The organism is Streptomyces chartreusis NRRL 3882, from assembly GCF_900236475.1.
GTDB lineage: Bacteria > Actinomycetota > Actinomycetes > Streptomycetales > Streptomycetaceae > Streptomyces > Streptomyces chartreusis_D.
Genome location: NZ_LT963352.1, coordinates 196145 through 220442 on the forward strand (window position 1 = coordinate 196145; position 24298 = coordinate 220442).

The following is a 24298-nucleotide window of genomic DNA, read 5'->3' on the forward strand; positions in this document are numbered from 1 at the left end:
GTCGTGTTCTCGGTGGCAACCGACGTGCCGCTCGTACCGGCCATGTGTCCTCGGAGCGCGCATGCCGCCCTTCACACCGAGTTGGGCAGGTCCGTGCTGGGAGCGCTACCTTCACATGGACCACGGCTTGGGAACGGGGGCTACGGGTGACGATGTCCAGCAGGGCCAGGGCATGGAGGTGGGGCTCGGTGCTCCTGTGCGCGGGCGTGTGCGTCGCCTTGCTGGTGGCTGCTCTCGGTGACCTGGGCACCGCCGATCGGGTGGCCAGTGTCGTGGGCGCGGTGCTGAGCGCGGTCGGTCTGGCGGTATCCCTCGTTCAGCTCTTCCGGGCAGGCGGCCCTGGGGCCACTGCGGCGGCAGGCGCGCGGTCGGTTCAGGCGGGCGGCAGCATCGGTCGGGCGGTCACCGGCGACCGTAACCGGCTGTCCGGCAACGCTCCGTCCCCGCCCGGCTCCGGCACTGCGGCCGCGTCGAGTACGTCGGGGCCACCGGGTGAGCGAGGCGTGTCGGCTGCCGGATCGATCGGTGAGGCGGTCACCGGCGACGACAACACGCAGTCATGAGGTGGTGGAGGCGACGGGATCCCCGCACCGGCCCTCACGGCCTTCCAGACGGGGATGCGGTGAACGACACGGCGGAGACCGGAGCCGAAGGTGAGCCTGCCGCCCCGGGCAACGGCACAGCCACTGCTGTTCAGTTGGGGCCACGGGCAGCCTATGCCGGCGGGGATCAGCACCTGGTCGTGACCGGTGACCGGAACCGGATCACCATCAACGGGGCGGTGCCACGCTCGTATCGACCGCGGGTACCCCGGTCCACGTACGAGTTGGAGGTCCGGGCCCTGGAGGCTGCCGGGTTCGAGGGACGCGAGGCGGAACTGGAGGCGATGGCACGATTCGCCACCGGCGGGACCCCGTCCGCCATGGGGTATTGGCGATGGCTGGCCCCGGCCTGGGCCGGAAAGACCGTGCTCATGGCCAGGTTCTACCTTCACCCACCGGCTGGGGTCGATGTGCTGGGCTTCTTCATCACCTCCCGTATGGCCGGACGTGCCGACCGTACGGCCTTCCTGGCGGCACTACAGCGTCAGTTGCAGGCCTATCTTCAGGACGCCGACTTGGACTGTGGCGGCTACGACGGGTTTCAGGACGCTCTCCAACTGGCCGCTGCCCAGGCCCGAGCCGCCAAGCGCCACCTCGTCCTGCTGGTTGACGGATTGGACGAGGACACCGGTGTCACCTCGGGCAGCTCCGGCTACAGCATCGCGGCGCTGCTGCCACGCACCCCGCCACCCGGACTGCGCATCATCGTCGCGGGCCGGCCGAGTCCACCCGTACCCGGAGACGTGCCCGACGGACACCCGTTGCGGGCAACGTCAATCGATCACGCCCTGGCCGCCTCGCCGGCTGCCCGCGCAGTCCGGCGAGACGCCGAACGCAACCTCGACGCCCTCATCACCGGCGGCGGCTTGCCGCAGGACCTCGTCGGCATGATCGCCGCCAGTGGCGGCGGCCTGAGCGCCGTAGACCTTGCGCGACTGACCGGCCAGACCACCCGCCGCATCGAACTACAGCTGGGCGGTGCCGTGGGCAGGGTCTTCCAGGATCGTCCCGCTCAGTGGGCCGTGGCCCCTGACGGCCGACCGGTCCGGCTGTACTCCTTCGCCCATCAGGAACTGCTCACCGGCGCGAGGAACCTTCTGGACCGCGCCGATCTGAACCGTTGTCTTGATCGCATCCACGCCTATGTCGATGAAGCGCGACGGCAGAAGTGGCCGCCCACGACCGCGGAGTTCTCTCTGATCTCCTATCCGCGCATGCTCCTCGAACAGCGTGACACCGTCCGCTTGAGCGAGCTGGGTACCGACTCGGACCGCCAGGAACGGCTCTGGAAGACCACCGGTACGGACACCGAGGCGCTCACTGAGATCAGGGACGCCCTGAGCCTGCACCGTGCTGAGCCTGAGCCGGATCTCCGCGCTTGCGTGCGCCTCGCATGGCACAAGAAGCGCCTGCAGGAGAAGGCGGCCGCGACCTCCCAGGAGGTCGTCCTCGCGTGGGCTGCTCTCGGATTCGTCTCCAAAGCCGTAGCGCTGGCCGGCTTGTGTGGAGATCAGTGGCGCGTCGGCGAGGTGTTCGAAGGCATTCTGCGTTCAGAACACGGTGTACGGCACATCGACTTGATCCTGGCAGCCGCCGGCGAACTGCCGGGTGCGGAACTCCAGGCAAGAGCACGAGCAGCCTGCGTCGGAGCCCTTACGCGGGTGGGCCGGCTCGAGGAGGCCCTGGACGTTGCTCACTCCCTCACCGACCTCGTCACGCAAGTGTCGGCGCTCGTCAGCATCGCCGGCGAACTGACGGATGCGGGACGGGGCGAAGAAGCCGTCGTCATCTGTCGTGAGGCCCTGGAGGTGGCCGGTCCCATCACAGCCGACGGTCCGCAGGTGTCCGCCCTGAGCGCGTTCGCACGGGCGTTGGCCCGAGCAGGTCGTATTCCAGAGCTCCTCGAGGTGGCCCGCTCCGACATCGCCACCTCGCATGCGTCCATGCTGGGTGCGGTAGCAGGGGCGCTGGCGAGCGCAGGCAGGCTCGAGGAAGCCTTCGCGGTGGCGCGGTCCCACGCCGCCGCCTTCCAAGCGTGTGCGCTGGCCTCCATCGCGGAGGCGCTGGCTCGTGCCGGCCGTGCCGAGCAGGCGCTGATCGCGCTTGAGCGGGCGAGGGGCGTGGCCCCGGGGACCGGCACTTTCGCCTGGGAGCAGACTGCGCCGCCGGCGGTTGCCGAAGTACTGGCCGGCGCCGGCCGGGGAACCGAGGCCCTCCGGGTGGCCCACTACATCACCGATCCCGGCCCACGAGCGTCGGCACTGGCTACGGTGGCAGCCGCGCTCGCCCGCAGGGGACAGCCCGAGCAAGCCAGGAGCGCTCTTCACCAGGCCGAGGAGACGGTCCGCACCATCACCTCCCCCGGTGCCCAAGCCGTCGCGCTCGGTTCAATCGCCCCGGCGATGACGGCTGCCGGCCGGACCGAAGAGGCCCTCAGGGTGGCCCACTCCGTCCCCGATCCCGGCCCACGAGCATCGGCACTGGCGACGGTCGCAGCCGCGCTCGCCCGCACCGGACAGCCCGACCAAGCCAGGAGCGCTCTTCACCAGGCCGAGGAGACGGTCCGCACCATCACCCAGCCGGAAAGGCGAGTCTCCCAGGTCGTTGCCGTCGCCCGTGTGCTGACGGACGCCGACCGAGCCGAGGATGCCGTCGATGTCCTTCGTGAAGCAGTGGAGACAGCCCGCTCGATCACCTACCCGCCCTCACAGGGGTCCGCACTGACGAACATCGCCGGAGCGATCGCCCGCGCCGACCGGGTCGAAGAAGCCCTCGCGGTGGCTCAATCCGTGACGGATCGGGTCTCGAAAGCGTCCGCACTGGCCGTGATCACGAACGAGATCGCAAGAACCGGGCAACTGGAAGAGGCCCTGAACCTGGCTCGCTCCATCACCGATCCATCCATCCTGCCGACCGCGCTGGGTGAGGTCGCGCGGGCCATGGCCCGCGCCGGCCGAGCCGAAGAAGGCATGGAGGTGGCCAGAGCCATCACCTCCCCCGAAACACGCGTGCGCGTGCTGTCCGCGATCGCAGGAGTGATGGCCCACTCGGGCCGGGCGGACCAAGCACTGGCTGTTTTTCACGAGGCGGAGGAGGAGACCCGCTCCATCACCAACTCCACCCGGCGAGTTTTGGCACTCAGTGAAGTAGCGGAAGAACTGGCCCATGCCGGGCAGGCCGAGCGGGCCGCGAGTGTCCTGCACCGGGCCGAGCAGGTGGTCTACGCCACCGACTCCGTCGAACGGCACACCATGGTGGGCGCGCTCGCTGAAGCGATGGCCCTCGCCGGCCGGGCTGAAGAGGCCCTTGCGCTGGCGACGTCCATCACCGACCCCGGGCTTCGCGCCTATCAGATAGCCCTGGTGGCCATGTACTTGGCGCCCATCAAGGGGGAAGAGGCCGTGCGAGCGGCCCGCTCCGTCTCCGACCCTTCCCTGCAGCCGACCGCGTTGGGTGCGGTGGCCGAGTCGTTTGCCCAAGCCGGGCGCCCCGAGGACGCCCTGCGGGTGGGCCGCACCATCCCCGACCCAGCCACACGAGCGTCGCTCGAGGCTACGGCCGCGAAGGCGCTGGCCCGTGCCGGGGAGGCCGAGGATGCCCTGCGGGTGGCCCGCTCGATCACCGACCCTGCCTTGCGAGCGTCCGCACTGGGCGCGGTCGCGGAGGCAAAGGGAAGCACGGCAGAGGGCCGGTCACTGCTTGCCGAAGCGCTCGGAGACGGTGATGTCGTCGAGCTTGTGCCCACATTCCCAGCGGTAGCGCCGGAAGCGTTGGATGAAACGGTGCGGTTCCTGCGTGTGACGCCCTGACACTCGCACACCGCGCGGTGCCAAGGCCCGAGCACTTGGACTTCACGGAGACCAGCCCCCGGGGGACACGGTGCTGTTCCAGGGTTCGGGCTGCGTCTCGCTGAGGAGGCGGTGTCTCGCTGAGAACGCAGCACCACTGCACGAACCCGGCGCGAGCGACGTGATCGGCTACGTCGACACGCCGGGCGGGGCACCGAGGAGCGCAAGCTCACCGACGGTCGGGGCGCCGACGTGGTCGTAGAGGTCCGCGCACGGGCACGATCACGCAGTGCCGTACTCCAGCCTTTCGGGCCCGTGAGGTCTGGGAGGCGGCACGTGCTCTGGACCGTCTGCTCGGCTGCCTCCTCCCCTCCGGGCGCGGTCTGCGCCGACAACTCCATGGCGACTCGACGATCCCTCCGCCTGTTGGTGTACGAGGTGCGGGGCCTTGACCTGCGGTGTCTGATGAAGGGACAGCGGTAGGGCATCGGCCGTGAGGCCGGCACGCGGCAATCCCTCAGACCCCCTTGGTGCGCTGGCAGGGGTGGGAGTGGCGGTCATGGCACTCGCGATCTGGACCGGTCTCGTGTCGTTCGAGCTGGTCACCTCTCCGAACTTTGGAGCCGTTCCGTCACAAAAGCCTCTGAGCTGCAGCTCTCTCAAACCGAATTGGTGATGCAGGAGAAATCACAGCGCGATGCTCAGCCGCTCCGCTTGCCGCGTCAGTACTGTGACTTCGCATGACCGACACCGAGATCGAGATCACCGCAGACCTGGTTCGCGACCTGCTGCAGGAGCAACATCCGGACCTTGCGGGGCTGGCCATCCGCGAGGTTGCAGGCGGCTGGGGCAACCAAATGTGGCGCCTCGGGGAGGAGTTGGCGGTGCGCATGCAGCGCATGGATCCCACACCGGAGCTCCAGCTCAAGGAGCGGCGGTGGCTGCCCGTGCTGGCCCCGTGCCTTCCGCTCCCGGTGCCGACCCCGGTGCGGTTCGGCGAACCGTCCGAGCGCTTCCCCAAGCACTGGACCGTGATGACGTGGGTTCCCGGCGAGCCGCTGGACCACGGCTCGATCAGCCGCGGCGACCACGCGGCCGACACGCTGGCGGGCTTCCTCCGGGCGCTCCACGTGGAGGCGCCCGCCGAGGCACCGACCGGCTCGGACTTCGGCGCTCATCCCAAGAAGTGCACCGACGGCTTCGAGAACTTCTTCCAGGCAGTTGCCCCCGACGACCTCGCTGCCGACACCCGGGCCGTGTGGGACGATGCCGTCGCGGCCCCCGAGTGGGATGGTCCGCCGGTATGGGTGCATGGCGACCTCCATCCCGCGAACGTCGTCGTCTCGGACGGAACGCTCTCGGGCATCGTCGACTTCGGTGCCATGTGCGCCGGCGACCCGGCCTGGGACCTCGCCGCCGCATGGGTACTGCTACCCGCGGGCTCGGCCGCACGATTCTTCGACACCTACGCGCAGGCAGACGAGGCGACGATCCGGCGCGCCCGCGGGCTGGCCGCGATGAAGAGCCTCTTCCTGATGCTCATGGGGCAGAACGGAGATCGGGGTCTTCCCGGCGGCAAGCCGAACTGGGGCCCTGTAGGCCGGGCGGCACTTGATCGTGTTCTGAGGGGCGTTTGACGCGCGCTTCTTCCAAGGTCATCGGCCGTGTGCTGCCCGTGGCCCTGATCGTGCTGGCGGTGCTTCTCCTCGGCGCCGATGGCGCCGGTACGCGGTCGCGGACCCGGCGGACGATGCTGGGCCAGGAGGCCAGCGAGCTCGGGGCTGACGAGCGCTCGATGCGGGCGCCGGTGTGGCGCAGGAACTCCACCGTTGTCCAGGCCCAGGAGGCGCGGTGCTCGGCGAGGTCGAAGTGCAGGAGCGTCCTCGGCCCGAGCGGAACTGCTCGATGAAACGGCCGGCAGTGCGGATGCCCGGGCCGAGCCCGGACGCCTGGGCGGCCTTCGCCCGGTGCGCGCTAGTAGCTGTCGTAGCTGGGCTTACCGTTCGGCCGGTAGACGCCGACGATGGTGCCGCCCTTCGTCGTCGAGACGCTGACCGGCTCCAGCGCAGTGGGGATCGCTCCGTCGGCGAACAGCCGCTTGCCGGTGCCGATGATCACCGGATGGATGGTCAGCCGGTACTCGTCGACGAGGCCGTGCTGCATGAGGGTCTGGGCGAGGTCGCCGCTGCCGACGACGTTGATGTTGCCGCCGTCGGACGCCTTCAGCTCGCGTACGGCATCGACGATGTCGCCCTCCAGCAGCGTGGAGTTCCGCCACTCGACGGACGTCAGCGTCCGAGACGCCACGTACTTGTGCATGCTGTTCATCCGATCGGTGAACGGGTTGTCGGGATCGGCGGTCGGCCAGTACGACGCGAAGATCTCGTACGTCTTGCGGCCGAGCAGCATCGCGTCGGAGTGCTCGTACCAGCCGGCGATGGCCGTGCCGACCTCCTCGTCGGCCACCGGTTTCTGCCAGCCGCCGTACTCGAAGCCGCTCTCAGCGTCCTCGTCCGGACCGCCCGGCGCCTGCATGACGCCGTCCAGCGTGAGGAACGTGCAAACGATGATCTTGCGCATGGTGCGCTCCCTTCGTCGACGAATAGACCGCGCGACCGCCGGAAACTCATCGGCGGCGCTTCCGCGTCTGCAGCACCAGGGGGTGTCGTCTGGATCAACCCAGCTGTGAGGTGCGGTACCTCTGGGCCGATCCGCGGGAGGTCTGGGGCGTGGGTATCCACGGGGGCACCGCGTAGGTGGAGGTGCCGAGGACGACGGAGATGCCGCGCTCGTGGGTGACGTCGAGCTCGAGGCGACCGTTTTACGGTTCCCAGGTAGCCCAGAACGACTCGTCGACGCGGGAGCCGCTCGCCCTGGAGGAGAGGTGGGTCCCGCCCGCCGGCGCCCCTGGCGGGCGGTTGCGGGGTGGCGTACGTCGTCACATGGCTGGTAGCCCCTGGCCGAAGTGTCGAAGCGCTTCACCTCACAACTCAAGTTAGTGAGGATCCTCTGGCTAATCAAGAGGAATGAAGGCAAGGCAGCCTTGCTTCCCGCAGGCATTGACACCACATCTAGGGCGATGGGAGCGTCGAAGCGCTTCACCATCTGGTGTCGCTTCCTCCTCTTGAGGATTTTCGTACGCCGTTGACCACAGCAACCACCGTGCCTGCCACTCCGGTTCGCCAGGCCGACCGCGAGCATCGCCCCCGCCGCGCCGGATTCCAGAAAGGACAGCGTCGTGTCCCGGAAGCCCAGGAAGAGAAGCGTCAGAGATTTCCTCGTGGCCCTGCTGATGGCGATCTCGCCGCTGATCGCGGCGTTCGGCCTGACCGGCGCCTCGGCCACCACCGCGTCGGCCGCGTCGCTGACCGAGGTGACCAACTTCGGCAGCAACCCCGGAAACCTGCGGATGTACGTCTACAAGCCCGACAGCGCTCCGGCACGCCCGGCGGTGCTGGTGGCAGTGCACTACTGCACCGGCACAGGGCCCACCTTCTACTCCAACACGGAGTTCGCCCGCCTGGCCGACCAGTACGGGTTCGTCGTCGTCTACCCGGACGCGAACGTCAGCGGGCAGTGCTTCGACGTCTCCTCGCCCCAGGCGCTCAAGCATGACGGGGGCAGCGATCCCACGAGCATCGCCCAGATGGTCCGGTACACCCTGCAGAACATGAACGCCGACGCCAACCGGGTCTACGTCACCGGCGCCTCGTCCGGCGCGATGACGACCAATGTCCTGCTCGGCGACTACCCCGACCTGTTCAAGGCCGGTGCGGCGTTCATGGGCGTGCCGTTCGGCTGCTTCGCCACCAGCGACGGCTCCGGCTGGAACACCGACTGCGCCACCGGCAAGATCACCAAGACCCCGCAGGAGTGGGGCGACCTCGTCCGGGGCGCCTACCCGGGGTACACCGGCCCCCGGCCGCGGATGCAGCTGTGGCACGGTACCGAGGACGAGGCGCTGTACTACGCGAACTTCGGTGAAGAGATCAAGCAGTGGACCAATGTGCTCGGGGTGAGCCAGACCCCGGTCTTCACCGACTCCCCGCAGTCGGGCTGGACCCGCACCCGCTACGGCTCCGCCGGCACCCAGGCACCGGTCGAGGCGAACAGCTTCCAGGGTGTCGGGCACAGCCTGCCCGCCAGCGGTATGGCGGCCCGGGCCATCGCCTTCTTCGGACTCGACGGCTCCGGCGGGACCACCACAGGTCCGATCCGCGCCGCCGGTTCGGGCAAGTGCCTGGACGTGCCCGGCTCTTCGCAGACCAACGGCACCCAGACGCAGATCTGGGACTGCAACAGCGGCGCGAACCAGACCTGGACCAGAACGTCGGCCAAACAGCTCACTGTCTACGGCGGTGCGAAGTGCCTCGACGCGGCCGGCACCGCGGCCGGCGCCAAAGTCGTGCTGTGGGACTGTAACGGCGGCACCAACCAGCAATGGAACCTCAATTCCAACGGCACCATCACCGGTGTGCAGTCGGGCCTGTGCCTGGATGTGACCGGTGCCTCCACCGCCAGCGGCGCTACCGTCGGACTGTGGGACTGCAACGGCGGCAGCAACCAGCAGTGGGGCCTCGGCTGACACCACCGGCCAGGACGGAGAGGGCTTCTCGAAACCACACTCGGTTTCGAGAAGCCCCTTCCGCTCGCGCGGACGCGGACCTGGTCCTCACCTCGCTGGAGTCGCACCTCCGGCGCTTGATCGCCTCCGTCGTCGAACTTCCGTGGGAGATCCGGTCGACCGATTCGCAGTTCCCGTGCAAGAACGGGATCGCGTCCCAGGATCCGTCGTTCTTCGGGCCCGTCGCTGCCGACGTTCGAGGGCTTCACCGATCGCTGGGTCCACACCGCTCGGGCGTGGGCACTGCCCGGGCGGTGGACGGCCACGCAGGGTCCCGAGCGTGAGCAAAGGGATCAGCGCCCACACGACACTTCCCACGGACTCGTCCTCCCGACCGGGGTGTCGGCGCCGCTCATCCGTGCCACAACCTCAGGCCAACTCCGAGTGTGCTCGAAATTCTGTGCCTGGTCCCTGGTACGGCTCCGTCATCGGGCAGGCACCCCATGGGCCATCGGAGGGCGGCTGGGCAAGGCCAGTGCTGTACTGGTAGGGCACAATTTCCTCCCTTGGAGGGCGCCATGTGCCCTTCTCCGCCGCCGGACCCGAACTCCTGGCGTGACCAACCCCGGCGATCCCGCCCGGGCGGGCCGCGTCGTCCCAGAGGGCCCCAGCACCTCAAGCATCCCTGGATCACCGCAATCCTGGTGATCTTCGGTCTCCTCTTGGGCCTAGGCGGCGTCGGCGCACTGCTTGATGAGGGCCAGGAGCGCACCTCTGGCACGACTGCGCCGGCACAGACCTCCACGACTCAGCCGTCCGACAACCCCCGACACGACTCGCCAGCGGGTACGACGAAGCCGCCTGCCGAGCCCTCCGACGGCCTCGCGGACACCCCCACCACGGAGCCGAACCCGCCCTCGACAGCTCCGCCGGGCGTGGTGGTGCTCCGCATCATCGACGGTGACACCCTCGAGGTGCGCGGCGACGGCCGGATCCTGCCGAAGGACGCCGTGGCCCGGGTGCGGCTTCTGGAGATCGACACCCCGGAGCGCGGTGCCTGTTTCGCCGACGACGCCACCGCTCGCACGACCACGCTCCTGCCGCCGGGCAGCCGTATCCGCGCCGAACGCGACGTCGAACTCACCGACCGCTATGACCGGTACCTGCTGTACGTATGGAACGAGCAGGGCACCTTCGTGAACGAGTCCCTCGTCCGCAGCGGTCACGCGGAGGCTGTCCTCTACCCGCCCAACGACAAGTACTGGACCAAGATCTCTGACGCCGAGGACGCCGCCCAGCAGGCCGGAGCCGGCCTGTGGACCGCATGCCCCGAGCAGCCGGAGACCCCCATCGCTCCCCCGGGCTCGCCTGACCCGCCTGCCCCGGACACCCCGACACACCCAGATCTCCCCGACGGACCTCCCGCTGGTGTCCCCGATGTGGACTGCTCGGACCTGTCAGGCCCTGTCTGGGTCGGCCCCGACGACCCTCACCGCCTTGACCGGGACGGTGACGGCATCGGCTGTGACGCCAACTGACCCGCTGACAGACCACGGTAGGAATAGCGCACGCTGCGAATACCGCCCATGCACCGGTTGGACGGGGTGTGAAGGCGGCAGAGTACGGGGCGTGGGTGCGGGCCAGGGTCTCCGCTTCACTCAAACCGCAACAGCACACCAGTTGCGGCTGGACGGCACCTACCAACCGGCGGCGAGGGGTTGGCGGAAATGCACATGGCGCGGGAAACGACCGAGGGCGATCGTCGGCGCGGTCACCGGCGCTCTGGCTTCTCCCCGGAGTCTGCTGCTCAGCAGGTACGACGACGGTGGGCGACTGCAGTACACCGACCGCACCACCACCCTCACCCAGAAGGCCGGCCGCACGGTCGCCGGCCCCCTCGCCCCGGCCGGGCCCTGACACCCCTGGACGGGCTGGTCGTTCTCCGCCGGATGGGGCACCAGGGAGACGCTGGACGTCACGCTCCGGCGTCCCGAGTTCGTGGTGGAGGTCGGCGTCGACGTCGACCGTGGCGCCGCCGGCCGGTGGCGCCACGCGGCGCACCCTGCACCGCTCCAGCACCGACCTCTCCCCCACGGAGGTGCCCCTCCTGACACCGCCGTCACCGTGATGGCGACGCAGCGCGGCGGCCCCGCCGGCGCGCAACCCCGGCGGGGCGGCGCCCCGATCCCCGGGCCGCGCCTGCGCCGCCCATCGCCCCTCAACTGCCAGCACGGACGGGCGCAGCGGCCGCAACGGGATGTGAGCTCGGATCGCGGATTCGAGGCGCTGCGCCAGCAGGTACCGGCGTGCATTCGCTGCCGACCAGATACCGCGCTCGGCATCTTCGACCGGCTCTGAGGTGAGCGAACGGTGTGGGTGCGGTCGGCGGTGCGGCGTGATTGATCGTTCAGGGATGCCTTGGCCGGAGACGCAGGGTCTATCGGAAGGCGGCGATGTGGCGTAGGGCCCAGTCGGCGAAGGTGCGGGGCGCGCGGCCGAGGAGCCGCTCGACATCGGGGCTGATGCGCTGCTCGGCGGGGGTGGGCTCACCGAGGATGGACAGTGTGGTCTCGACCACGGGCTCGGGCATAAACCGCAGCATCTGCGCGTGGGCCTCCTCACGGGTCTGCTCGATGAACCGGACCGGTTCGCCGAGTGCGTTGGCAATCGCCGCGGCCCGCTGGCGGGGCGTACTGAGGGCGGGCCCGGTCAGCTCGTATGTCTGTCCGGCGTGGCCGTCCTCCCGCAGGGCTGCGGCGGCGACCTCGGCGATGTCGTCCGGGTCGATGGTCGGCAGGCCGATGTCGGCGAACGGCGCGGCGGCGGTCCTTCGGGCGCGGACCGTCTCGGCCCAGGCGTACGCGTTCGAGTTGAAGCCTGCGGGTCGCAGGATCGTCCAGTCCATGCCTGACTGCTTGACGGCGTCCTCGATGGACCGTCCCAGGTCCCCGTGAGAGGCCGATTGCGGTCGGGTCGCGACTCCTTGGGAGGACAGCAGGACCACCCGCCCGACGCCGCCGGCCTTGGCGACCTCGAGGATGTGCTGTGGACTCAGCAGGTGCGCACTGGCGCCACCGCTTTGCAGGAACAGCGCGTCGGCTCCAGCGAAAACGGGCCGAAGGCTCTCAGGATCGACCAGGTCCGCCTGCGTGTACTGGATGCTCTCCGGCACGTGCGCATCCGAGATCCTCCGGGACGTCGCGGTGACCTGCGCACCGGCAATCGCGAGGGCCTGCACGAGCGATCGGCCGACGTTACCGGTCGCACCCGTCACTACGAACATGAACAACTCCCGTGTCAATTCAGCATGGTTGTCGCCGCCCGAGCGGGCGGGACCGCCGCGGAGAGCTGCTCTCCGGGCGACACGGGGACGCTAACACCGCCGATATAGTAGGTACCTATAGGAAAGTGACTATCCTGAGGGGTGTGCATGGCCAACGATGCCGACTGGGTGTCAGCCGCCACGACCGAGCCGGAACTCGCCTGTCCGACCAGTGCGGTCGTGGACATCGTGTTCAGCCGGTGGACCACGCCGATCCTGTGGACCCTCAACATGCATGGTCGGCAACGGTTCGTGGAGCTGGAGCGACGGATCGGCACGATCACACCGAAGGTACTGACCCAACGGCTGCGGCAACTGGAACGCGACGGCATGGTCGTGCGTACGTACCACCCGGAGGTCCCTCCTCGGGTCGAGTACGAGATCAGCGAGCTGGGCCGCAGCCTGGCCCCGCTCTTCGCGCACCTCGCCGAATGGGCTGCCGGCAACCTGGACAAGGTCGAGCAGGCCCGGCACGACTACGACACCGCTCCACCCCGGTAGCGCGTCAGTGAGAGGGCTGGATCCTTGCCCGACCTCCGGCTGCCTGGCTGCGACAGCGCCTGACCCGCCTCGGGGATGGTGCGGCGAAGGCCAGGAGCCTTGGCGAACTCGGCGGGAGCTGACTGCGGTTGTGGTCAGAGGCCGATGTCGGCCAGCCACTGGCTCGTGGTCCGGGGGGACTCCCAGCAGCTTCTGGGCGGAGGTCTCCGGCGCGATCGAGCGGCCGGGCATGGCGCTCATCGCCTGGTAGGCGCCTGCGATGTCAGCGGCGGCGCTCGCCCTGGTACTGGCCGACAAAGACCACGCCGGTGACGTCCGTGCGGTCGAGCAGGGCGACGACGGCGTCGGCGCTGTCCAGGTGGGAGGCCCAGGAGACGGGGACATCGGCCCGGATCGGGTAGGGCAGTACGCCGCGCTCGCGGACCGAGCCGATGACGCGCGGAATGAGCAGGTTCTCGAGGTAGAGCTCGGGCGCGATGACCCGCGTGGGACACGCCGCTGTCGGCCAGGCCGGCGGCCAGGGTCGCGGCGGCACCGCCGATGGCGGGATCGCTGGGGAAGCCGCTGGTGGAGAACATGACGCGGTCCGGCCGGGCCTCGCGAACGGCGGTGAGGATCTTGTGCGCGTGAGTCTGGCGGTCCTCCTGCGAGGCCACCGGCAGGTGGATGAAGACTCCCTCGGCGCCTCGGTATGCGTCGGTCAGGTCGGCGGCGGAGTATCCGGCGGCCAGGACGCGCTGCGCGCGTGCACGACGGTGTCGGGGTTCCGGGTCAGGGCGGTCACGGGCCTGCCCGCGGCGGCGAGAGCGGCGGCGACGGGAGTGCCCTGGGCGCCGGTGGCGCCAGGTGTCGCCCGGTTCCTCACGCTGCTCAACGGACCGTGGGCCACTTTGATCATGGGCGAGCTGCTCCACGGCCCTCACCGGTTCAACAAGTTGCGCGAGGCCCTGCCCGGCATCAGCCCGCACACCCTGACCGGTCGGCTGCGTCAACACGAGCGGCACGGCATCGTCACCCGTACGACCTACGCCGAGATCCCGCCGCGCGTCGAGTACGCGCTGACTCCTCTGGCGAGGGCTGGTCACGCTGAGGATGCGAGCCTTGCCCGCAGGGCGTCATTGTCGTCGTGGTGGACGACCTCTTCGAAGCGCAGTCGCAGTCCGTGCTTGTCCAGCAGCTCCGCCACGATCGCGTCGAGCTGTTCGCGGTGCTCCTTGGTCCGCGCCTGGAGGTACGCCTCGCGGACGTCTTCGGGCTCGTCGGCAAGGACCTGGTCCATGCGCTCACGGATGTAGCGCTTGAGGTTGATGTGCTCCATGAACACCTCACCGACTCCCGCCTCGACGAGCTGTCCGAAGAGGTCGTCCAGAAGCTCGGGCTGGGTGGCGAAGTGGGGCAGGAGCGGGCCGACAAAGGCGTAGGTGCGGACACCGGCCTCGTTGAGTTGGGCCAGGGTGCGCAGGCGGCGGGAGGCGAGCGGGGCGCGGACCTCCAGCCAGCGGCTGACCTTGTCGTCGCTGGTGGTCACCGTCATGCCGACCTCAGCGCGCGGCAGACCGGCAAGTATGTCGATGTCCCGGGTGACGACGGGCGACTTGGTCAGGATGCGCACCAGGCCCGGGTACCCGACCGCTTGCAGTTCGCGCAGGATGCCGCGGGTGAGCCGGTATTTCGTCTCGTGGCCCTGGTAGGGGTCGGTGACCGAGCTGAGCAGCATCGTGCCCCGCCGCTTGTCCTGCGGCATCTTCGCCAGCTCTGTGCGGGCGAGCTCGACCGCGTTCTTCTTCACGTACAGGTAGTCGCCCCACTCCTTGACGGACCGGCCGAACTGCCGCCCCGCGAAGGAGGCGAAGCAGTACGCGCAGCCCAGCACGCACCCCGTGTAGGGGTTGATGACGTAGTCGTTCGACGGGGTCTTCGACTTCTGGATCAGAGTCTTCGCCTCGATCTCGACCGGTTGCATGGCCGACTTCCTTCCTGCTGTTGACCGTCCGCCTCCACGGCGGACGGGCTCTTGTGCTGTCCATGGGCGGCCGGCGGGACGCCGCCGAACCCACATCCTGGAACAATAATCCTAGGAAGTTGATTCCATGGAACATAAATGGTTGGCTGGGTGGCAGCTCGAGGCTCGCGGTCACGACTCCCGGGTCGGCTCGCGGAGTCGACGCCGGAAACCCGCCGTCACCCATCGATTCCAATCCGCCTCAAAGTGTTTCTGCGCCCTACGGGGGTGAGGAGTGAGTGTCATGACCGTTCCCGCCGTCAGCTCGGTCGCCTGGTTCGAGATCGGCACCGACCAGCCCGAGAAGGTCAAGGAGTTCTACGGCGAGCTCTTCGACTGGAAGTACGTCCTCAACACCAACACCCCGGGCGTCACCTACTACTCGGTGATGACACCGGGCGCCCAGCACCCGACCGGCGGAGTCTGGGACTCGGAAGGCCGCTTCCCCGACTACGCGGTCTTCTACGTCGTCGTCCAGGACGTCGCCGCGACCGTCGCCCACGCCGAACGACTGGGCGCTGAGGTGCTCATGGCGCCGGTCTCCGACTCCGCGGGCTTCACCTTCGCCCGGCTGCGGGACACGGCGGGCAACCACTTCGGTGTGTTCTCCGCGCCTGCCCCCTGACCGGTTCTGCAGGGCCGCGTCCCGCCCGTACTCCGCCTGGAGGTTCCGATGCCCGGCGCCAGCGCCACCAGCGAACAGATCCCCGTCCGTGTCCACGGCGGACCAACCGCCGTGATCGAGTACGGCGGGCTCATGTTCGTCACCGACCCCACCTTCGACCCGCCCGGTGAGTACCCCATGCCGCTCCCGGGCGACCACAGGCTCGTCAAGACCGCCCCTACCGCCGTCACCGCCGCCGACCTGGGCCGCGTCGATGCCGTTCTGCTCTCCCACGACGAGCACGACGACAACCTCGACCACGCCGGCCGCGCCTGTCTGTCAGAAGTCCCTGTCGTGTTCACCACGGTCAGCGGCTCCGGTCGCCTGGGCGGCAATGCTCGCGGGCTGGACGTCTGGGAGACCGCCGAGCTCAAGCGGCCCGATGCCGGCACCGTGACCGTCACCGGCGTGCCCGCCCGGCACGGCCCGGTCGGCTGTGAACCGATCACCGGCGACGTCATCGGCTTCATGCTCACCTCCGACGACCTGCCCCCGGTCTACGTCAGCGGCGACAACGCCGCCCTGGAGCACGTCAAGGAGATCGCCGAACGGTTCGCCCCGGTAGACACGGCGATCCTTTTCCTCGGCGGCGCCCGCATGCCCTTCGCCTTCGACGGCGCCCTGCTCACCCTCGACAGCGCCCAGGGCGCCCAGGCCGCGAAGACGCTCGGCGCCCGCCGGGTCGTCCCCGCCCACTTCGACAGCTGGGCCCACTTCACCGAAGGCCGAAAAGAGATCGAAACCGCGTTCGCCGACGCCGGCCTGGCCGGATGCCTCGACTTCGCCCGCTAGCAGCCGTGCCCGCACAACACTCTGGAGAACACACCATGACCAGCACGAACATCGACATTGCCGGCACCTACTTCCAGGCCGTGCAGACCGGCGACATGGCCACCCTCGGCGAACTCCTCGACGAGGCAATCGTCTGGCACCAGCCCGGTGCCAACCAGTTCTCCGGCGAGCACAAGGGGCAGGGCGCCGTCTTCCAGATGCTCGGCGGCATGATGGAGGCCAGCCGGGGCACCTTCGCCATCGACAAGATCCACTCTCTGATGGGCAACGGCGACCTGGTAGCCGCCACCATCCATTTCACCGGCCGCCGCGGCGACACGTCCCTGGCCATGGACGGCGTGGATCTCCTGCGCATCCAGAACGGCAAGATCACCGAGATGTGGCTCTTCTCCGGCGACCAGAACGCCGAGGACGCCTTCTGGGACCGCTGAACCCCACTTCGTCATGCCCGGCGGCCAGCCCGGCCGCCGGGCATGACGAACGGTCCCCACCAGAGTGAGAGGCATCGCATGCGGAAGATGACTGACGAGCAGTGGCGGGCGTTCGTCACGCACGGCACCCGCACCGGCAAGCTGTCGACCGTCCGGGCCGACGGCAGCCCGCACGTCACACCGGTCTGGTTCCTTCTCGACGGCGACGACATCGTGCTCACCACCGAAAAGGACGGCGTCAAGGGCCGCAACCTCGCCCGCGACGGGCGCTTCGCCCTCTGCATCGACGACGACCATCCCCCATACGCGTTCGTCATCCTCCAAGGACACGCCGAGACCTCCGCGCACCCCGACGAGATGCTGCACTGGGGCGGCCTCCTCGGCGCCCGCTACATGGGCAAAGACCGCACCCAGGAGTACGCCGCCCGCAATGGCGGCCCCGGCAACCTCCTCGTCCGTGCCCACATCGACAAAGTCATCGCCTTCAACGGCATCGCCGACTGAACGGCAATGGGCGGCTGGTGCGGGACAGGCGAGCATTGTCGTCTGCATCGCACCAGCCGCCCATTGGCGTGCCCGAGACGCCCCGGCTCACGAGGCCGACCGGCCGGGCTGCTTCGGCGCCCGCATCGCCGGAACCGGCTGCTGCCCCGCGGCCTTGCGCTCCGCGTCCAGAGCACGTCCGGCCGCCCGCAGCGTACTGAGGACCGCGGTCACCTCGCGTACCGACTCCTCGGGGATCACCGACCCGATCCGCAGTTCCAGCTCCTCCTCGAAGACCTTCAGCGCCCCGTCCACCAGCTTCCGCCCCTCAGGGGTGAGCTCGACGATCGAGGAACGGCGGTCGTTCGGATTGGCCTTCCGACCACACAGCCCCGCCGCCTCCAGACGGTCGACGACCTTGCTCGTGCCGCCCACCGTGATCGAGAACTCCTCCGCGATGTCCTGGATCCGCCGCCCAGGCCACCTCAACAGCAGGTGCAGCACCTCGAACGAGGTCAGCGCCAGGTCGTACTCCGCCCGCAACCGCTCCTCGATGCCGCCCCACAACTCGATCTCCAGCGAGACCAGCTCCCGGTACAGCAGCTTCAGGTCAGCGTCAGCCATTACTCATCTTCCAAAGAATTATCTTCCATAGACAGTTAATTGTAGGTCACCGCTATCGGGACTCTCCACGAATGCCGGGTGTACGTACCGACGTGGACGGGATGAAGCCAAGATCTCAGCCGGTCGTCGGTGGCAAGGGCCTGTGCTATGGGCCGAGCGTGGCCCGTCGAGCGCGGGTGTCACGAGGTCGCCTCCTGGGTGGTGCGGTAACGGTGATGCTGGGCGGCGATGTCGCGGTGGCGCAGGCGTGCGGCCAGCGGTGGCGGGGTGAGGGGCGAGTCTGCTTGGTGTTCCAGCGTCGCGGCCTGTGCGAGTCCGCCGTTGCCACCGTGCTCAACAAGCAGGACAAGAAGAAGCTCGTCCTCGCCCCCGCCCGCGCCGCGCGAACCTGGTTGGCCATGCACCGGCACCGCTGGCACACCCGCCACCAGATCCTGGCCCGAACCAGCCACTACCAAGCCCGAGCTGCACGGACTCACTCACCGTGAAACCACCGGCCGTCACACTAGTGGTGCCAAGCTCGCCCGCCCGTGTTGTGGATGAACCGCTGCAACACCTTGAGGGTGGTCAGGTACTCCTCGTCGGAGATACCCGCATGCCGTTCCGCCCAGAGCTCGTCCTGAAGGGCCGCGGCCTTGTCGTAGAACGCCCTGCCCTCAGCCGTGAGGCCCAGGCGCCCCTCGGCATCCTCGGTGATCCAGCCCTGGGCGATGATCGTATCGATCTCCGACTCCATGGTTTCCGGGCCGACGTCGAGGTAGTTCCGAAGGAGGCGGGACACTTCGTCACGGGTCTTCACGTTGTCGGCGCTTGCCACCTGCGCGAGGACCCACCACTGCGGTTGGGTGGTGCCGATCCCGGCGAGGGCGGCCCGGGTGCGGGCGATGACAGCCTTGTAGGCCGCCCAACTCCAGTAGCCGATGGGCTGCTTGATCAGGTCGGTGTCGCTGTGCGAGTACTCCATGGCCAGGATCCCTGTCGTTGTCTGAGTCGGTCCGACGAGATCGACCGTAGAAACTCAACTGGACTTGAGGTCAAGGGTGTACCGGTCGAGTCGTCCGAGAAGGCCTAGTTGCTACTCACTCACCGCGAGACCACCGGCTGTAGTACCAGCCGCCCTGCTGGCCCGCTCAACAGCGACCTGTGTCCATGCCGGCAAGCCCGAATGCCCGTGCCCAAGGAGACGCCGGTAATGCCCTGCAAGGGCGGCTCCGGGCCTTCGAACGGCGCATCACTGCCCTAGGGGTCTGAGCCAAAGGCAGCTCAGGGCCCACGCAGGCTCTGTGACGGGGCCGGTGACGGCTTGCCGAGCAACCGCTCACCAGCACGTCGACGATCGCCGCGAACAGCGTCTCATCAGGCGTGTCCTGCGTCCCGCCCCCTGCGGACGCATCGTCGGTGGAAGGATCAACGGCTTCGCGATCTCCCACAGTCCGTCCGGAACGATCCAACTCCATCTTCTACGCCCCGTACCGGCGTCAACGACCGCCTCACCACGAAGGACACACTCTTACTCCCCTGGACCCGCAACCGTGAAAGGTCCCACAGCGGAGGCGACACACGCGGAGATGTCCGTTTCCACGCCCGCCGCCAAGCCCTCCTCACAGAGACGGCCTCCCCTCTCGCGCAGGTCCAGGTAGAAGCGCGTGAACTTGCCGTCCTGCCTGAGGCCGTGGATGCGTTCGTCGATGTAACCAAGGTCGTTCAGGACCTTCCTGACCTTTGCAGGGGTGGGCTCCGAAACCGCCTGCAGCGCCTGGCCGATGCGCTGTTCGTGCTGGACGCTCATGCACCGGTCTCGGTCGTTCAGTTCCGCCTCGGGGCCCGTGGGGGCGCCAGGCTCGATCGGGACAGCCGGAGGGGTCTCGCCGGGGGCGAGGCTCTCCCTCCCCTCCTTCCCCGAGCCGGTTGGCCTCTTGTGAGACGGGCCTGACTCGGTCTCGGTCTGGGTCTCGGACTCGCTCTCAAGACACGGCTGCGCAACCTTGTGCAGCATCGCCATGAACCCCGCCTGCTCAGGCTCCGACGATGTGGCACTCTCAGCGGCGCTGACGCTGCTGGCCGGCTTGCTCTCAGACCCACCGTCACTCGGGCTCTCGCTCCCACAGCCGGCAAGCACCAAGGTCGCGAGCGCGGTTGCCGTCAGGGCACGTCGGGGGCGGACAAGTGGGCTGATGGAAGCGGAGATCCGTGTCATGGGCGCAGTCTCCGGCCGGCGTCGCGCGCCCCGCATGAGTGTGCGTACTCATATACACAATCACTCACGGAACGTGGCTGTGAGATCTTCCTACGCCTCATCCGCCTCACCACGTAGGACACGGCCTCAGACAGGTCAGCCCCTGGGCGCTGGTAATGCGCCTGCTTGACGCTCCTGGTTCAGTTCAGGCTCGCTGTCGCCATCCGTTCGGACCTGCCTCGGAAACAGCGCCCTGCGATGCGGCAGCCAGTGATCCGGAGCACGCCACGCCTGCGGTCCTGTCACTTCGAACAGCCTCCGCAGCTGTACGGTAACGGGTGGTCGACCGTGCCGTACCTGAGGTCCAGCCGTCCGGAAATGCGCGCACCCGTCAGCTTCAGGCCTGCGATCCCACCGTCGCGCGCCGGCCCGCCGACCAGCAGCGCCCGCAGGTGATCTCCATCAGCGGGATGCTGGCGCCCGCCTGATCACGCTGACAACTCGGCACCGGTAACACGCCCTTCCAGCGGTGCGTTGCCAGCCCGACCGGTGTTCAGAGGCGGGTACAGGTGTGAACGCGGATCTGCTACCTCGGCGGCGTTCTCTCCGGACGGCCGCCTCCTCTCCACCGTCGGCGACGACACGACCGTGCGCCTGTGGGAGCGGCCGGGCGACCCGTTCCCCTTGATGCGGCGTGCGCTGCTGCCGCTCGCGGCACGAACTCACTGGTATGACGGGCCGTCGGAGAAGTGTTCTCCCGGGTCCATATGGTGGTCGTGGGCGGCAACAACGTATCGGTGTTCACGGCCCGCGGTCTGCTCCACGTTCAAGGTATTGCCCTCCCCAACCCACCGTGCTTAAGGTCACCCCGCTTGTCGAATCGATTCGATCGATTCGATCGATGCGACAGAGCCGACGAATCCCGAGACGGGCCTGGTGGAGGTGGGGATGACCACGATCAAGGACGTCGCCCAGCGGGCAGGCGTCGCGCCGAGCACCGTGTCGTACGTCCTGAGCGGGTCGCGCAAGATCTCCGAGGACACCCGACGCGCGGTGCAGGTCGCGATCGACGAGCTCGGATACCACCCGCGCGCGAGTGCTCGTACGTTGCGCAGCGCACGGACCCGGGTGCTCGCGCTGGCCGCGCCGCGTGTGCCCGGGGCGTACCGGGCGGTCGACGGTCGGTTCGCGATCGACGTCACCGACGCCGCCCGTGTGCACGGGTACGACGTGCTGCTGATGACGGACAGCGACGGTGTCGCTGGGCTGCGCCGGGTGGCCCGCAGCAGGCTCGCGGACGCCGCGGTGCTGATGGCCGTCGAGGACCGCGACCCCCGTGTCGAGGTCCTGCGCGAACTGGGCTTCCCCGGGGCGCTGCTCGGTCACGACGATCACGCGGCGCTGCCCTGGACCGACCTGGACTGGGATGCCGCCGTCGCCCTCGCCGTGCGCGAGACCGCCGCTGCCGGACACCGGCGGATCCTCTTCCTCTCGTCGGCCGAGCACGAGGTCGCCGCGCGCCGCGGCTATGCCCTGCACGGTCTCGCCGGCGCCCGGCGGGCGGCCGTCGAGACCGGGGCCGATGTCCGCGTGATCCCGTCCCACTGCGACCCGGACGTCCTCGCGCGGCGGCTGAGCGAGGCGCTGGCCGCGCGGCCCGTCCCGACCGCGCTGGTCGTCCAGCACCTGATCCTCCTCCCCCGCCTGCTGGACGTGGTGGCGGCGGCCGGGTTGCGGGTCCCCCACGACCTGACCGTCGTGCTCGTCGGCAGTCTCCCGGACGAGCTGGGCATCCGGCATCTGCCGCGGATCGATCTGCCCGTCGCGGAGATGTCCACGGCCGTGACCCGGCTCGCCATCGGCGCGATCGGTCCCGGCCTCGACGACCGGTCATCGACTTCGCAGGAGCTCACCGCGGCACCTGCCTCGAGCATGCCTTCCGGCACGCCGCACCACGTGATCCAGCCGCGGATGGCCGGACCCGTTATCGCCCCGCCGTCGCCCAGCTGACCATTTGGACCGCCCGTACGGCACGGCCGGCGACGCACCGTCGTCGGACACCGCAGTCCAGAGCCGCACATGTAACGGAGGACCGCCTTGCCGTTGTTAGCAGGACGCATCAGAACAAGACGCGGACGCGTTCCCGCACTCGCCGCCACGCTCGCCGCCACCCTTGCCTGTGCTGTCGTCGCGCCATGGCTGACCGGCTGCGCCGCGGAGCCCGACCCGGGCACCGTCACCGTGCTCAACTCGGCGACCGACACCGCCGAACACACCGCCAACCAGCGGTTCTTCGACCGCTGCGGCAAGCCGCTCGGCTTGAAGGTCGAGCAGATCAGCGTGCCCGCCGACCAGATCGCCTCCAAGGCGCTTCGGATGGCGTCGTCCGACTCGCTCACCGATATCCTGGAGCTCGACGGCTCGGAACTGCCCCAGTTCGCGCAGACCGAGGGCCTGCGGCCGCTCGACGAGGTCGGGGTCGACACCTCCGGCCTCTCCGCGAGCGCGAAGTCCCTCGGCTCGTACGACGGCACCCAGTACGGCATCGCCCGTTCCGTCAACTCCCTCGCGCTGATCTACAACACCGAGCTCCTCGAGGACGCGGGCATCGCCGCGCCCACCACCTGGAAGGAGCTGCGGGCCGCCGCGAAGAAGCTGACCGCGGGTGACACGTACGGGATGGCCTTCAGCGCGAGCCCGAACGCGGACGGCGTCTACCAGTTCCTTCCGTTCTTCTGGTCCGCGGGCGGTGACGAGACCGAGATCGACAACGGCAGGGGCGAGGCCGCTCTCCAGCTCTGGAAGGACCTGGTCGCGGACGGTTCCGCCTCCAGGTCCGTCGTCAACTGGAACCAGCAGGACGTCAACGACCAGTTCGTCGCGGGCCGCGCCGCCATGATGATCAACGGGCCGTGGCAGGTGCCGGTCCTCAACGCCCAGAAGAACCTGGACTGGGCGGTCGCGAGCATTCCGGTGCCCGAGGCGGGCAAGCCGGCGGTGCCGCCCATCGGCGGCACCGTCATGGCCGTACCGAAGAACGACGAGGACCCGGCCCGCGAGAAGAACGCCGGCAAGGTCCTGAACTGCCTCAACTCCGAGGAGAACCAGCTGCAGTGGGGCGAGTCGGTCAACAACGTGCCCACCCGCGCCAAGGCCGCACAGGCGTACGCGAAGCAGAACCCGAAGCTCGCCGCCTTCGCCGAGCTCGTCACCACCGCCCGCTCCCGTACCGCGAAGGTCGGCACCGGCTGGCCGGCCGTCGGCGACGCGCTCGCGGGCGCTTTCCAGTCCGTGCTGACGGGCCGGACCAGTCCGGAACAGGCCCTGCACCGGGCCCAGCAGCAGGCTTCGACAGGGAAGTGAGGAACCGGCCATGACCGCCATCACCTCCTCGGCGCCCGCCACGGGCACCGCTGAAACGAAGTCCGCCTCCGGCCGCGCTCCGCTGCGCCGCGAGCTGCTGCGCTGGCTCTTCGTCGCTCCCGCGCTCGCCTACATGGCGCTCTTCTTCGGCTACCCGCTCGTCCGCAACATCGTGATGAGCTTCCAGCACTACACGCCGAAGACCTACTTCACCGGCGAAGCCCCGTTCAACGGCTTCGACAACTGGCGGGCCGTCTTCGCCAACGAGTTGTTCACCGACGCCCTGTGGCACACGGCCCTGTTCACCGTCGGCTCGCTGCTCGGCCAGTTCACCGTCGGCCTGGCCCTCGCCGTCTTCTTCTCCCGCCGCTTCCCGCTCTCCGGCTTCGTGCGCGCCATCCTGCTGCTGCCGTGGCTCGTGCCCATGGTCGTCTCCGCCGTCGTCTGGCGGCGCATCCTCGACCAGGACCACGGCATGCTGAACACCGCTCTCCACGCGGTCGGCCTGGTCCCGCAGGACGGCGTGCCGTGGCTGAGCAGCCCCGGCGTGGCACTGCTGTCGGCGGTCCTGGTCAACATCTGGATCGGCATCCCGTTCAACATGGTCATCCTCTACGGCGGCCTCCAGGAGATCCCGCGCGACCTGTACGAGGCCGCGTCGCTCGACGGCTCCGGCCCATGGCGGACGTTCCGCAGCATCACGCTGCCGATGCTGCGACCGGTGATCACCGTCGTGCTCGTGCTGGGCTTCATGTCGACGGTGAAGATCCTCGACCTGATCCTGGCACTGACCTCGGGTGGGCCCGCGGACTCCACCCAGACCCTGGGCACCGTCACGTACCAGCTCTCCTTCCTTCAGCTCGACTTCGGCCAGGGCGCCGTGGTGGGCAACGTCCTGATCCTCATCAGCGCGGTCTTCGCCGTGCTGTACCTGCGGGCCAACCGCGCCGACTTCGGCAAGGGGAAGTGACCGTCGATGAACCGAC

At 68.9% G+C, this 24298-nt stretch carries 23 protein-coding genes and 2 pseudogenes; 16 read left to right on the plus strand and 9 right to left on the minus strand.

Features of this window, described 5'->3' with window-relative positions; translation table 11 throughout:
• The first annotated feature begins 622 nt into the window (after positions 1 to 622).
• The 3 genes from SCNRRL3882_RS00850 (at position 623) to SCNRRL3882_RS00860 (ending at position 6299) form a co-directional block, all read left to right on the plus strand.
• The gene (locus SCNRRL3882_RS00850; protein ID WP_158688458.1) at positions 623 to 4411 is read left to right on the plus strand and encodes a tetratricopeptide repeat protein; all 3789 of its coding nucleotides are present in this window, start codon (positions 623 to 625) and stop codon (positions 4409 to 4411) included.
• Between the two features lie 719 nt (positions 4412 to 5130).
• Complete coding sequence (locus SCNRRL3882_RS00855; protein ID WP_010047155.1) at positions 5131 to 6027, plus strand: aminoglycoside phosphotransferase family protein; 897 nt, start codon at positions 5131 to 5133, stop codon at positions 6025 to 6027.
• Positions 6024 to 6299, plus strand: coding sequence for a hypothetical protein (locus SCNRRL3882_RS00860; protein ID WP_158688459.1), 276 nt, complete (start codon positions 6024 to 6026; stop codon positions 6297 to 6299). The genes SCNRRL3882_RS00855 and SCNRRL3882_RS00860 overlap by 4 nt, the downstream gene beginning before the upstream one ends.
• 65 nt (positions 6300 to 6364) lie before the next feature.
• On the opposite strand, the gene SCNRRL3882_RS00865 is transcribed toward SCNRRL3882_RS00860, so the two are convergent.
• Positions 6365 to 6970 carry a dihydrofolate reductase family protein gene (locus tag SCNRRL3882_RS00865; protein WP_010047159.1) on the minus strand — a complete coding sequence of 202 codons (606 nt, stop codon included), beginning with the start codon at positions 6968 to 6970 and terminating at the stop codon, positions 6365 to 6367.
• Between the two features lie 700 nt (positions 6971 to 7670).
• On the opposite strand from SCNRRL3882_RS00865, the gene SCNRRL3882_RS00870 reads away from it, so the two are divergent.
• Both SCNRRL3882_RS00870 and SCNRRL3882_RS41515 read left to right on the plus strand, forming a co-directional pair.
• Positions 7671 to 8975, plus strand: coding sequence for a PHB depolymerase family esterase (locus SCNRRL3882_RS00870; protein WP_010047161.1), 1305 nt, complete (start codon positions 7671 to 7673; stop codon positions 8973 to 8975).
• Between the two features lie 914 nt (positions 8976 to 9889).
• Positions 9890 to 10492, plus strand: coding sequence for a thermonuclease family protein (locus SCNRRL3882_RS41515; protein ID WP_010047163.1), 603 nt, complete (start codon positions 9890 to 9892; stop codon positions 10490 to 10492).
• A gap of 899 nt (positions 10493 to 11391) precedes the next feature.
• Here SCNRRL3882_RS41515 and SCNRRL3882_RS00885 read toward each other — a convergent pair.
• Positions 11392 to 12237 (minus strand): NAD(P)H-binding protein, encoded by an 846-nt coding sequence (locus SCNRRL3882_RS00885; RefSeq protein ID WP_010047171.1) that lies wholly within the window; start codon positions 12235 to 12237, stop codon positions 11392 to 11394.
• A gap of 147 nt (positions 12238 to 12384) precedes the next feature.
• On the opposite strand from SCNRRL3882_RS00885, the gene SCNRRL3882_RS00890 reads away from it, so the two are divergent.
• A complete protein-coding gene (locus SCNRRL3882_RS00890) occupies positions 12385 to 12777 on the plus strand; it encodes a winged helix-turn-helix transcriptional regulator (RefSeq protein WP_010047173.1) in 393 nt (130 codons plus the stop codon).
• A 262-nt stretch (positions 12778 to 13039) separates the two neighbouring features.
• On the opposite strand, the gene SCNRRL3882_RS41275 is transcribed toward SCNRRL3882_RS00890, so the two are convergent.
• Positions 13040 to 13312: a hypothetical protein gene (locus SCNRRL3882_RS41275; protein WP_029181682.1), complete on the minus strand. Its 273-nt coding sequence runs from the start codon at positions 13310 to 13312 to the stop codon at positions 13040 to 13042.
• 165 nt (positions 13313 to 13477) lie between these two features.
• Positions 13478 to 13675 carry an NmrA family NAD(P)-binding protein gene (locus SCNRRL3882_RS41280; protein WP_197709802.1) on the minus strand — a complete coding sequence of 66 codons (198 nt, stop codon included), beginning with the start codon at positions 13673 to 13675 and terminating at the stop codon, positions 13478 to 13480.
• Between SCNRRL3882_RS41280 and SCNRRL3882_RS41520 the strand changes: the two are divergent.
• Positions 13674 to 13793: pseudogene (locus SCNRRL3882_RS41520) on the plus strand (winged helix-turn-helix transcriptional regulator); the annotation flags it as partial. The gene SCNRRL3882_RS41280 and the pseudogene SCNRRL3882_RS41520 sit on opposite strands and share 2 nt — an antisense overlap.
• 65 nt (positions 13794 to 13858) lie before the next feature.
• Here the strand turns inward: SCNRRL3882_RS41520 and SCNRRL3882_RS00905 are convergent.
• Entirely contained in the window at positions 13859 to 14740 is an 882-nt protein-coding gene (locus tag SCNRRL3882_RS00905; RefSeq protein ID WP_102514711.1) for an SPL family radical SAM protein, read from the minus strand.
• 283 nt (positions 14741 to 15023) lie between these two features.
• Here SCNRRL3882_RS00905 and SCNRRL3882_RS00910 point away from each other — a divergent pair, with 283 nt between their 5' ends.
• The 4 genes from SCNRRL3882_RS00910 to SCNRRL3882_RS00925 all read left to right on the plus strand — a co-directional run bounded on the left by SCNRRL3882_RS00910 (position 15024) and on the right by SCNRRL3882_RS00925 (position 17170).
• Positions 15024 to 15404, plus strand: a complete 381-nt coding sequence (locus SCNRRL3882_RS00910; RefSeq protein ID WP_010047179.1) for a VOC family protein — start codon at positions 15024 to 15026, stop codon at positions 15402 to 15404.
• A gap of 48 nt (positions 15405 to 15452) precedes the next feature.
• Positions 15453 to 16235 (plus strand): MBL fold metallo-hydrolase, encoded by a 783-nt coding sequence (locus SCNRRL3882_RS00915; protein ID WP_010047180.1) that lies wholly within the window; start codon positions 15453 to 15455, stop codon positions 16233 to 16235.
• Between the two features lie 35 nt (positions 16236 to 16270).
• A complete protein-coding gene (locus tag SCNRRL3882_RS00920; RefSeq protein WP_010047182.1) occupies positions 16271 to 16666 on the plus strand; it encodes a nuclear transport factor 2 family protein in 396 nt (131 codons plus the stop codon).
• Between the two features lie 78 nt (positions 16667 to 16744).
• Positions 16745 to 17170 (plus strand): PPOX class F420-dependent oxidoreductase, encoded by a 426-nt coding sequence (locus SCNRRL3882_RS00925; protein WP_010047183.1) that lies wholly within the window; start codon positions 16745 to 16747, stop codon positions 17168 to 17170.
• A gap of 87 nt (positions 17171 to 17257) precedes the next feature.
• Here SCNRRL3882_RS00925 and SCNRRL3882_RS00930 read toward each other — a convergent pair whose 3' ends face one another.
• Positions 17258 to 17773 (minus strand): MarR family winged helix-turn-helix transcriptional regulator, encoded by a 516-nt coding sequence (locus SCNRRL3882_RS00930; protein WP_010047185.1) that lies wholly within the window; start codon positions 17771 to 17773, stop codon positions 17258 to 17260.
• Between the two features lie 284 nt (positions 17774 to 18057).
• Here SCNRRL3882_RS00930 and SCNRRL3882_RS00935 point away from each other — a divergent pair, with 284 nt between their 5' ends.
• Positions 18058 to 18261 (plus strand): hypothetical protein, encoded by a 204-nt coding sequence (locus SCNRRL3882_RS00935; protein ID WP_158688460.1) that lies wholly within the window; start codon positions 18058 to 18060, stop codon positions 18259 to 18261.
• A gap of 17 nt (positions 18262 to 18278) precedes the next feature.
• Here SCNRRL3882_RS00935 and SCNRRL3882_RS00940 read toward each other — a convergent pair whose 3' ends face one another.
• From SCNRRL3882_RS00940 to SCNRRL3882_RS41525, 3 genes and pseudogenes are all read right to left on the minus strand, one after another.
• Positions 18279 to 18737 (minus strand): MarR family winged helix-turn-helix transcriptional regulator, encoded by a 459-nt coding sequence (locus SCNRRL3882_RS00940; RefSeq protein ID WP_010047191.1) that lies wholly within the window; start codon positions 18735 to 18737, stop codon positions 18279 to 18281.
• A gap of 343 nt (positions 18738 to 19080) precedes the next feature.
• Positions 19081 to 19220: pseudogene (locus tag SCNRRL3882_RS41020) on the minus strand (IS5/IS1182 family transposase); the annotation flags it as partial.
• 63 nt (positions 19221 to 19283) lie between these two features.
• Positions 19284 to 19970, minus strand: a complete 687-nt coding sequence (locus SCNRRL3882_RS41525; RefSeq protein ID WP_010047193.1) for a hypothetical protein — start codon at positions 19968 to 19970, stop codon at positions 19284 to 19286.
• Between the two features lie 528 nt (positions 19971 to 20498).
• Between SCNRRL3882_RS41525 and SCNRRL3882_RS42545 the strand changes: the two genes are divergently transcribed.
• From SCNRRL3882_RS42545 to SCNRRL3882_RS00965, 4 genes are all read left to right on the plus strand, one after another.
• On the plus strand, positions 20499 to 20810 hold the full coding sequence (locus SCNRRL3882_RS42545) for a hypothetical protein (protein ID WP_418952389.1): 312 nt from the start codon (positions 20499 to 20501) through the stop codon (positions 20808 to 20810).
• Positions 20811 to 20897: 87 nt separating this feature from the next.
• The gene (locus SCNRRL3882_RS00955; protein WP_010047195.1) at positions 20898 to 21959 is read left to right on the plus strand and encodes a LacI family DNA-binding transcriptional regulator; all 1062 of its coding nucleotides are present in this window, start codon (positions 20898 to 20900) and stop codon (positions 21957 to 21959) included.
• A gap of 87 nt (positions 21960 to 22046) precedes the next feature.
• Positions 22047 to 23312 carry an ABC transporter substrate-binding protein gene (locus tag SCNRRL3882_RS00960; protein ID WP_029181683.1) on the plus strand — a complete coding sequence of 422 codons (1266 nt, stop codon included), beginning with the start codon at positions 22047 to 22049 and terminating at the stop codon, positions 23310 to 23312.
• 10 nt (positions 23313 to 23322) lie between these two features.
• Entirely contained in the window at positions 23323 to 24282 is a 960-nt protein-coding gene (locus SCNRRL3882_RS00965) for a carbohydrate ABC transporter permease (protein ID WP_010047199.1), read from the plus strand.
• The last annotated feature ends 16 nt before the right edge of the window (positions 24283 to 24298 follow it).

Coding starts and splice junctions, on each gene's coding strand:
- SCNRRL3882_RS00855 (WP_010047155.1), top strand. CDS start 5,131: ATGACCGACACCGAGATCGAGATCACCGCAGACCTGGTTCGCGACCTG.
- SCNRRL3882_RS00865 (WP_010047159.1), bottom strand. CDS start 6,970: ATGCGCAAGATCATCGTTTGCACGTTCCTCACGCTGGACGGCGTCATG.
- SCNRRL3882_RS00885 (WP_010047171.1), bottom strand. CDS start 12,237: ATGTTCGTAGTGACGGGTGCGACCGGTAACGTCGGCCGATCGCTCGTG.
- SCNRRL3882_RS00890 (WP_010047173.1), top strand. CDS start 12,385: ATGGCCAACGATGCCGACTGGGTGTCAGCCGCCACGACCGAGCCGGAA.
- SCNRRL3882_RS41280 (WP_197709802.1), bottom strand. CDS start 13,675: ATGATCAAAGTGGCCCACGGTCCGTTGAGCAGCGTGAGGAACCGGGCG.
- SCNRRL3882_RS00905 (WP_102514711.1), bottom strand. CDS start 14,740: ATGCAACCGGTCGAGATCGAGGCGAAGACTCTGATCCAGAAGTCGAAG.
- SCNRRL3882_RS00910 (WP_010047179.1), top strand. CDS start 15,024: ATGACCGTTCCCGCCGTCAGCTCGGTCGCCTGGTTCGAGATCGGCACC.
- SCNRRL3882_RS00915 (WP_010047180.1), top strand. CDS start 15,453: ATGCCCGGCGCCAGCGCCACCAGCGAACAGATCCCCGTCCGTGTCCAC.
- SCNRRL3882_RS00920 (WP_010047182.1), top strand. CDS start 16,271: ATGACCAGCACGAACATCGACATTGCCGGCACCTACTTCCAGGCCGTG.
- SCNRRL3882_RS00925 (WP_010047183.1), top strand. CDS start 16,745: ATGCGGAAGATGACTGACGAGCAGTGGCGGGCGTTCGTCACGCACGGC.
- SCNRRL3882_RS00930 (WP_010047185.1), bottom strand. CDS start 17,773: ATGGCTGACGCTGACCTGAAGCTGCTGTACCGGGAGCTGGTCTCGCTG.
- SCNRRL3882_RS00940 (WP_010047191.1), bottom strand. CDS start 18,737: ATGGAGTACTCGCACAGCGACACCGACCTGATCAAGCAGCCCATCGGC.
- SCNRRL3882_RS41525 (WP_010047193.1), bottom strand. CDS start 19,970: ATGACACGGATCTCCGCTTCCATCAGCCCACTTGTCCGCCCCCGACGT.
- SCNRRL3882_RS00955 (WP_010047195.1), top strand. CDS start 20,898: ATGACCACGATCAAGGACGTCGCCCAGCGGGCAGGCGTCGCGCCGAGC.
- SCNRRL3882_RS00965 (WP_010047199.1), top strand. CDS start 23,323: ATGACCGCCATCACCTCCTCGGCGCCCGCCACGGGCACCGCTGAAACG.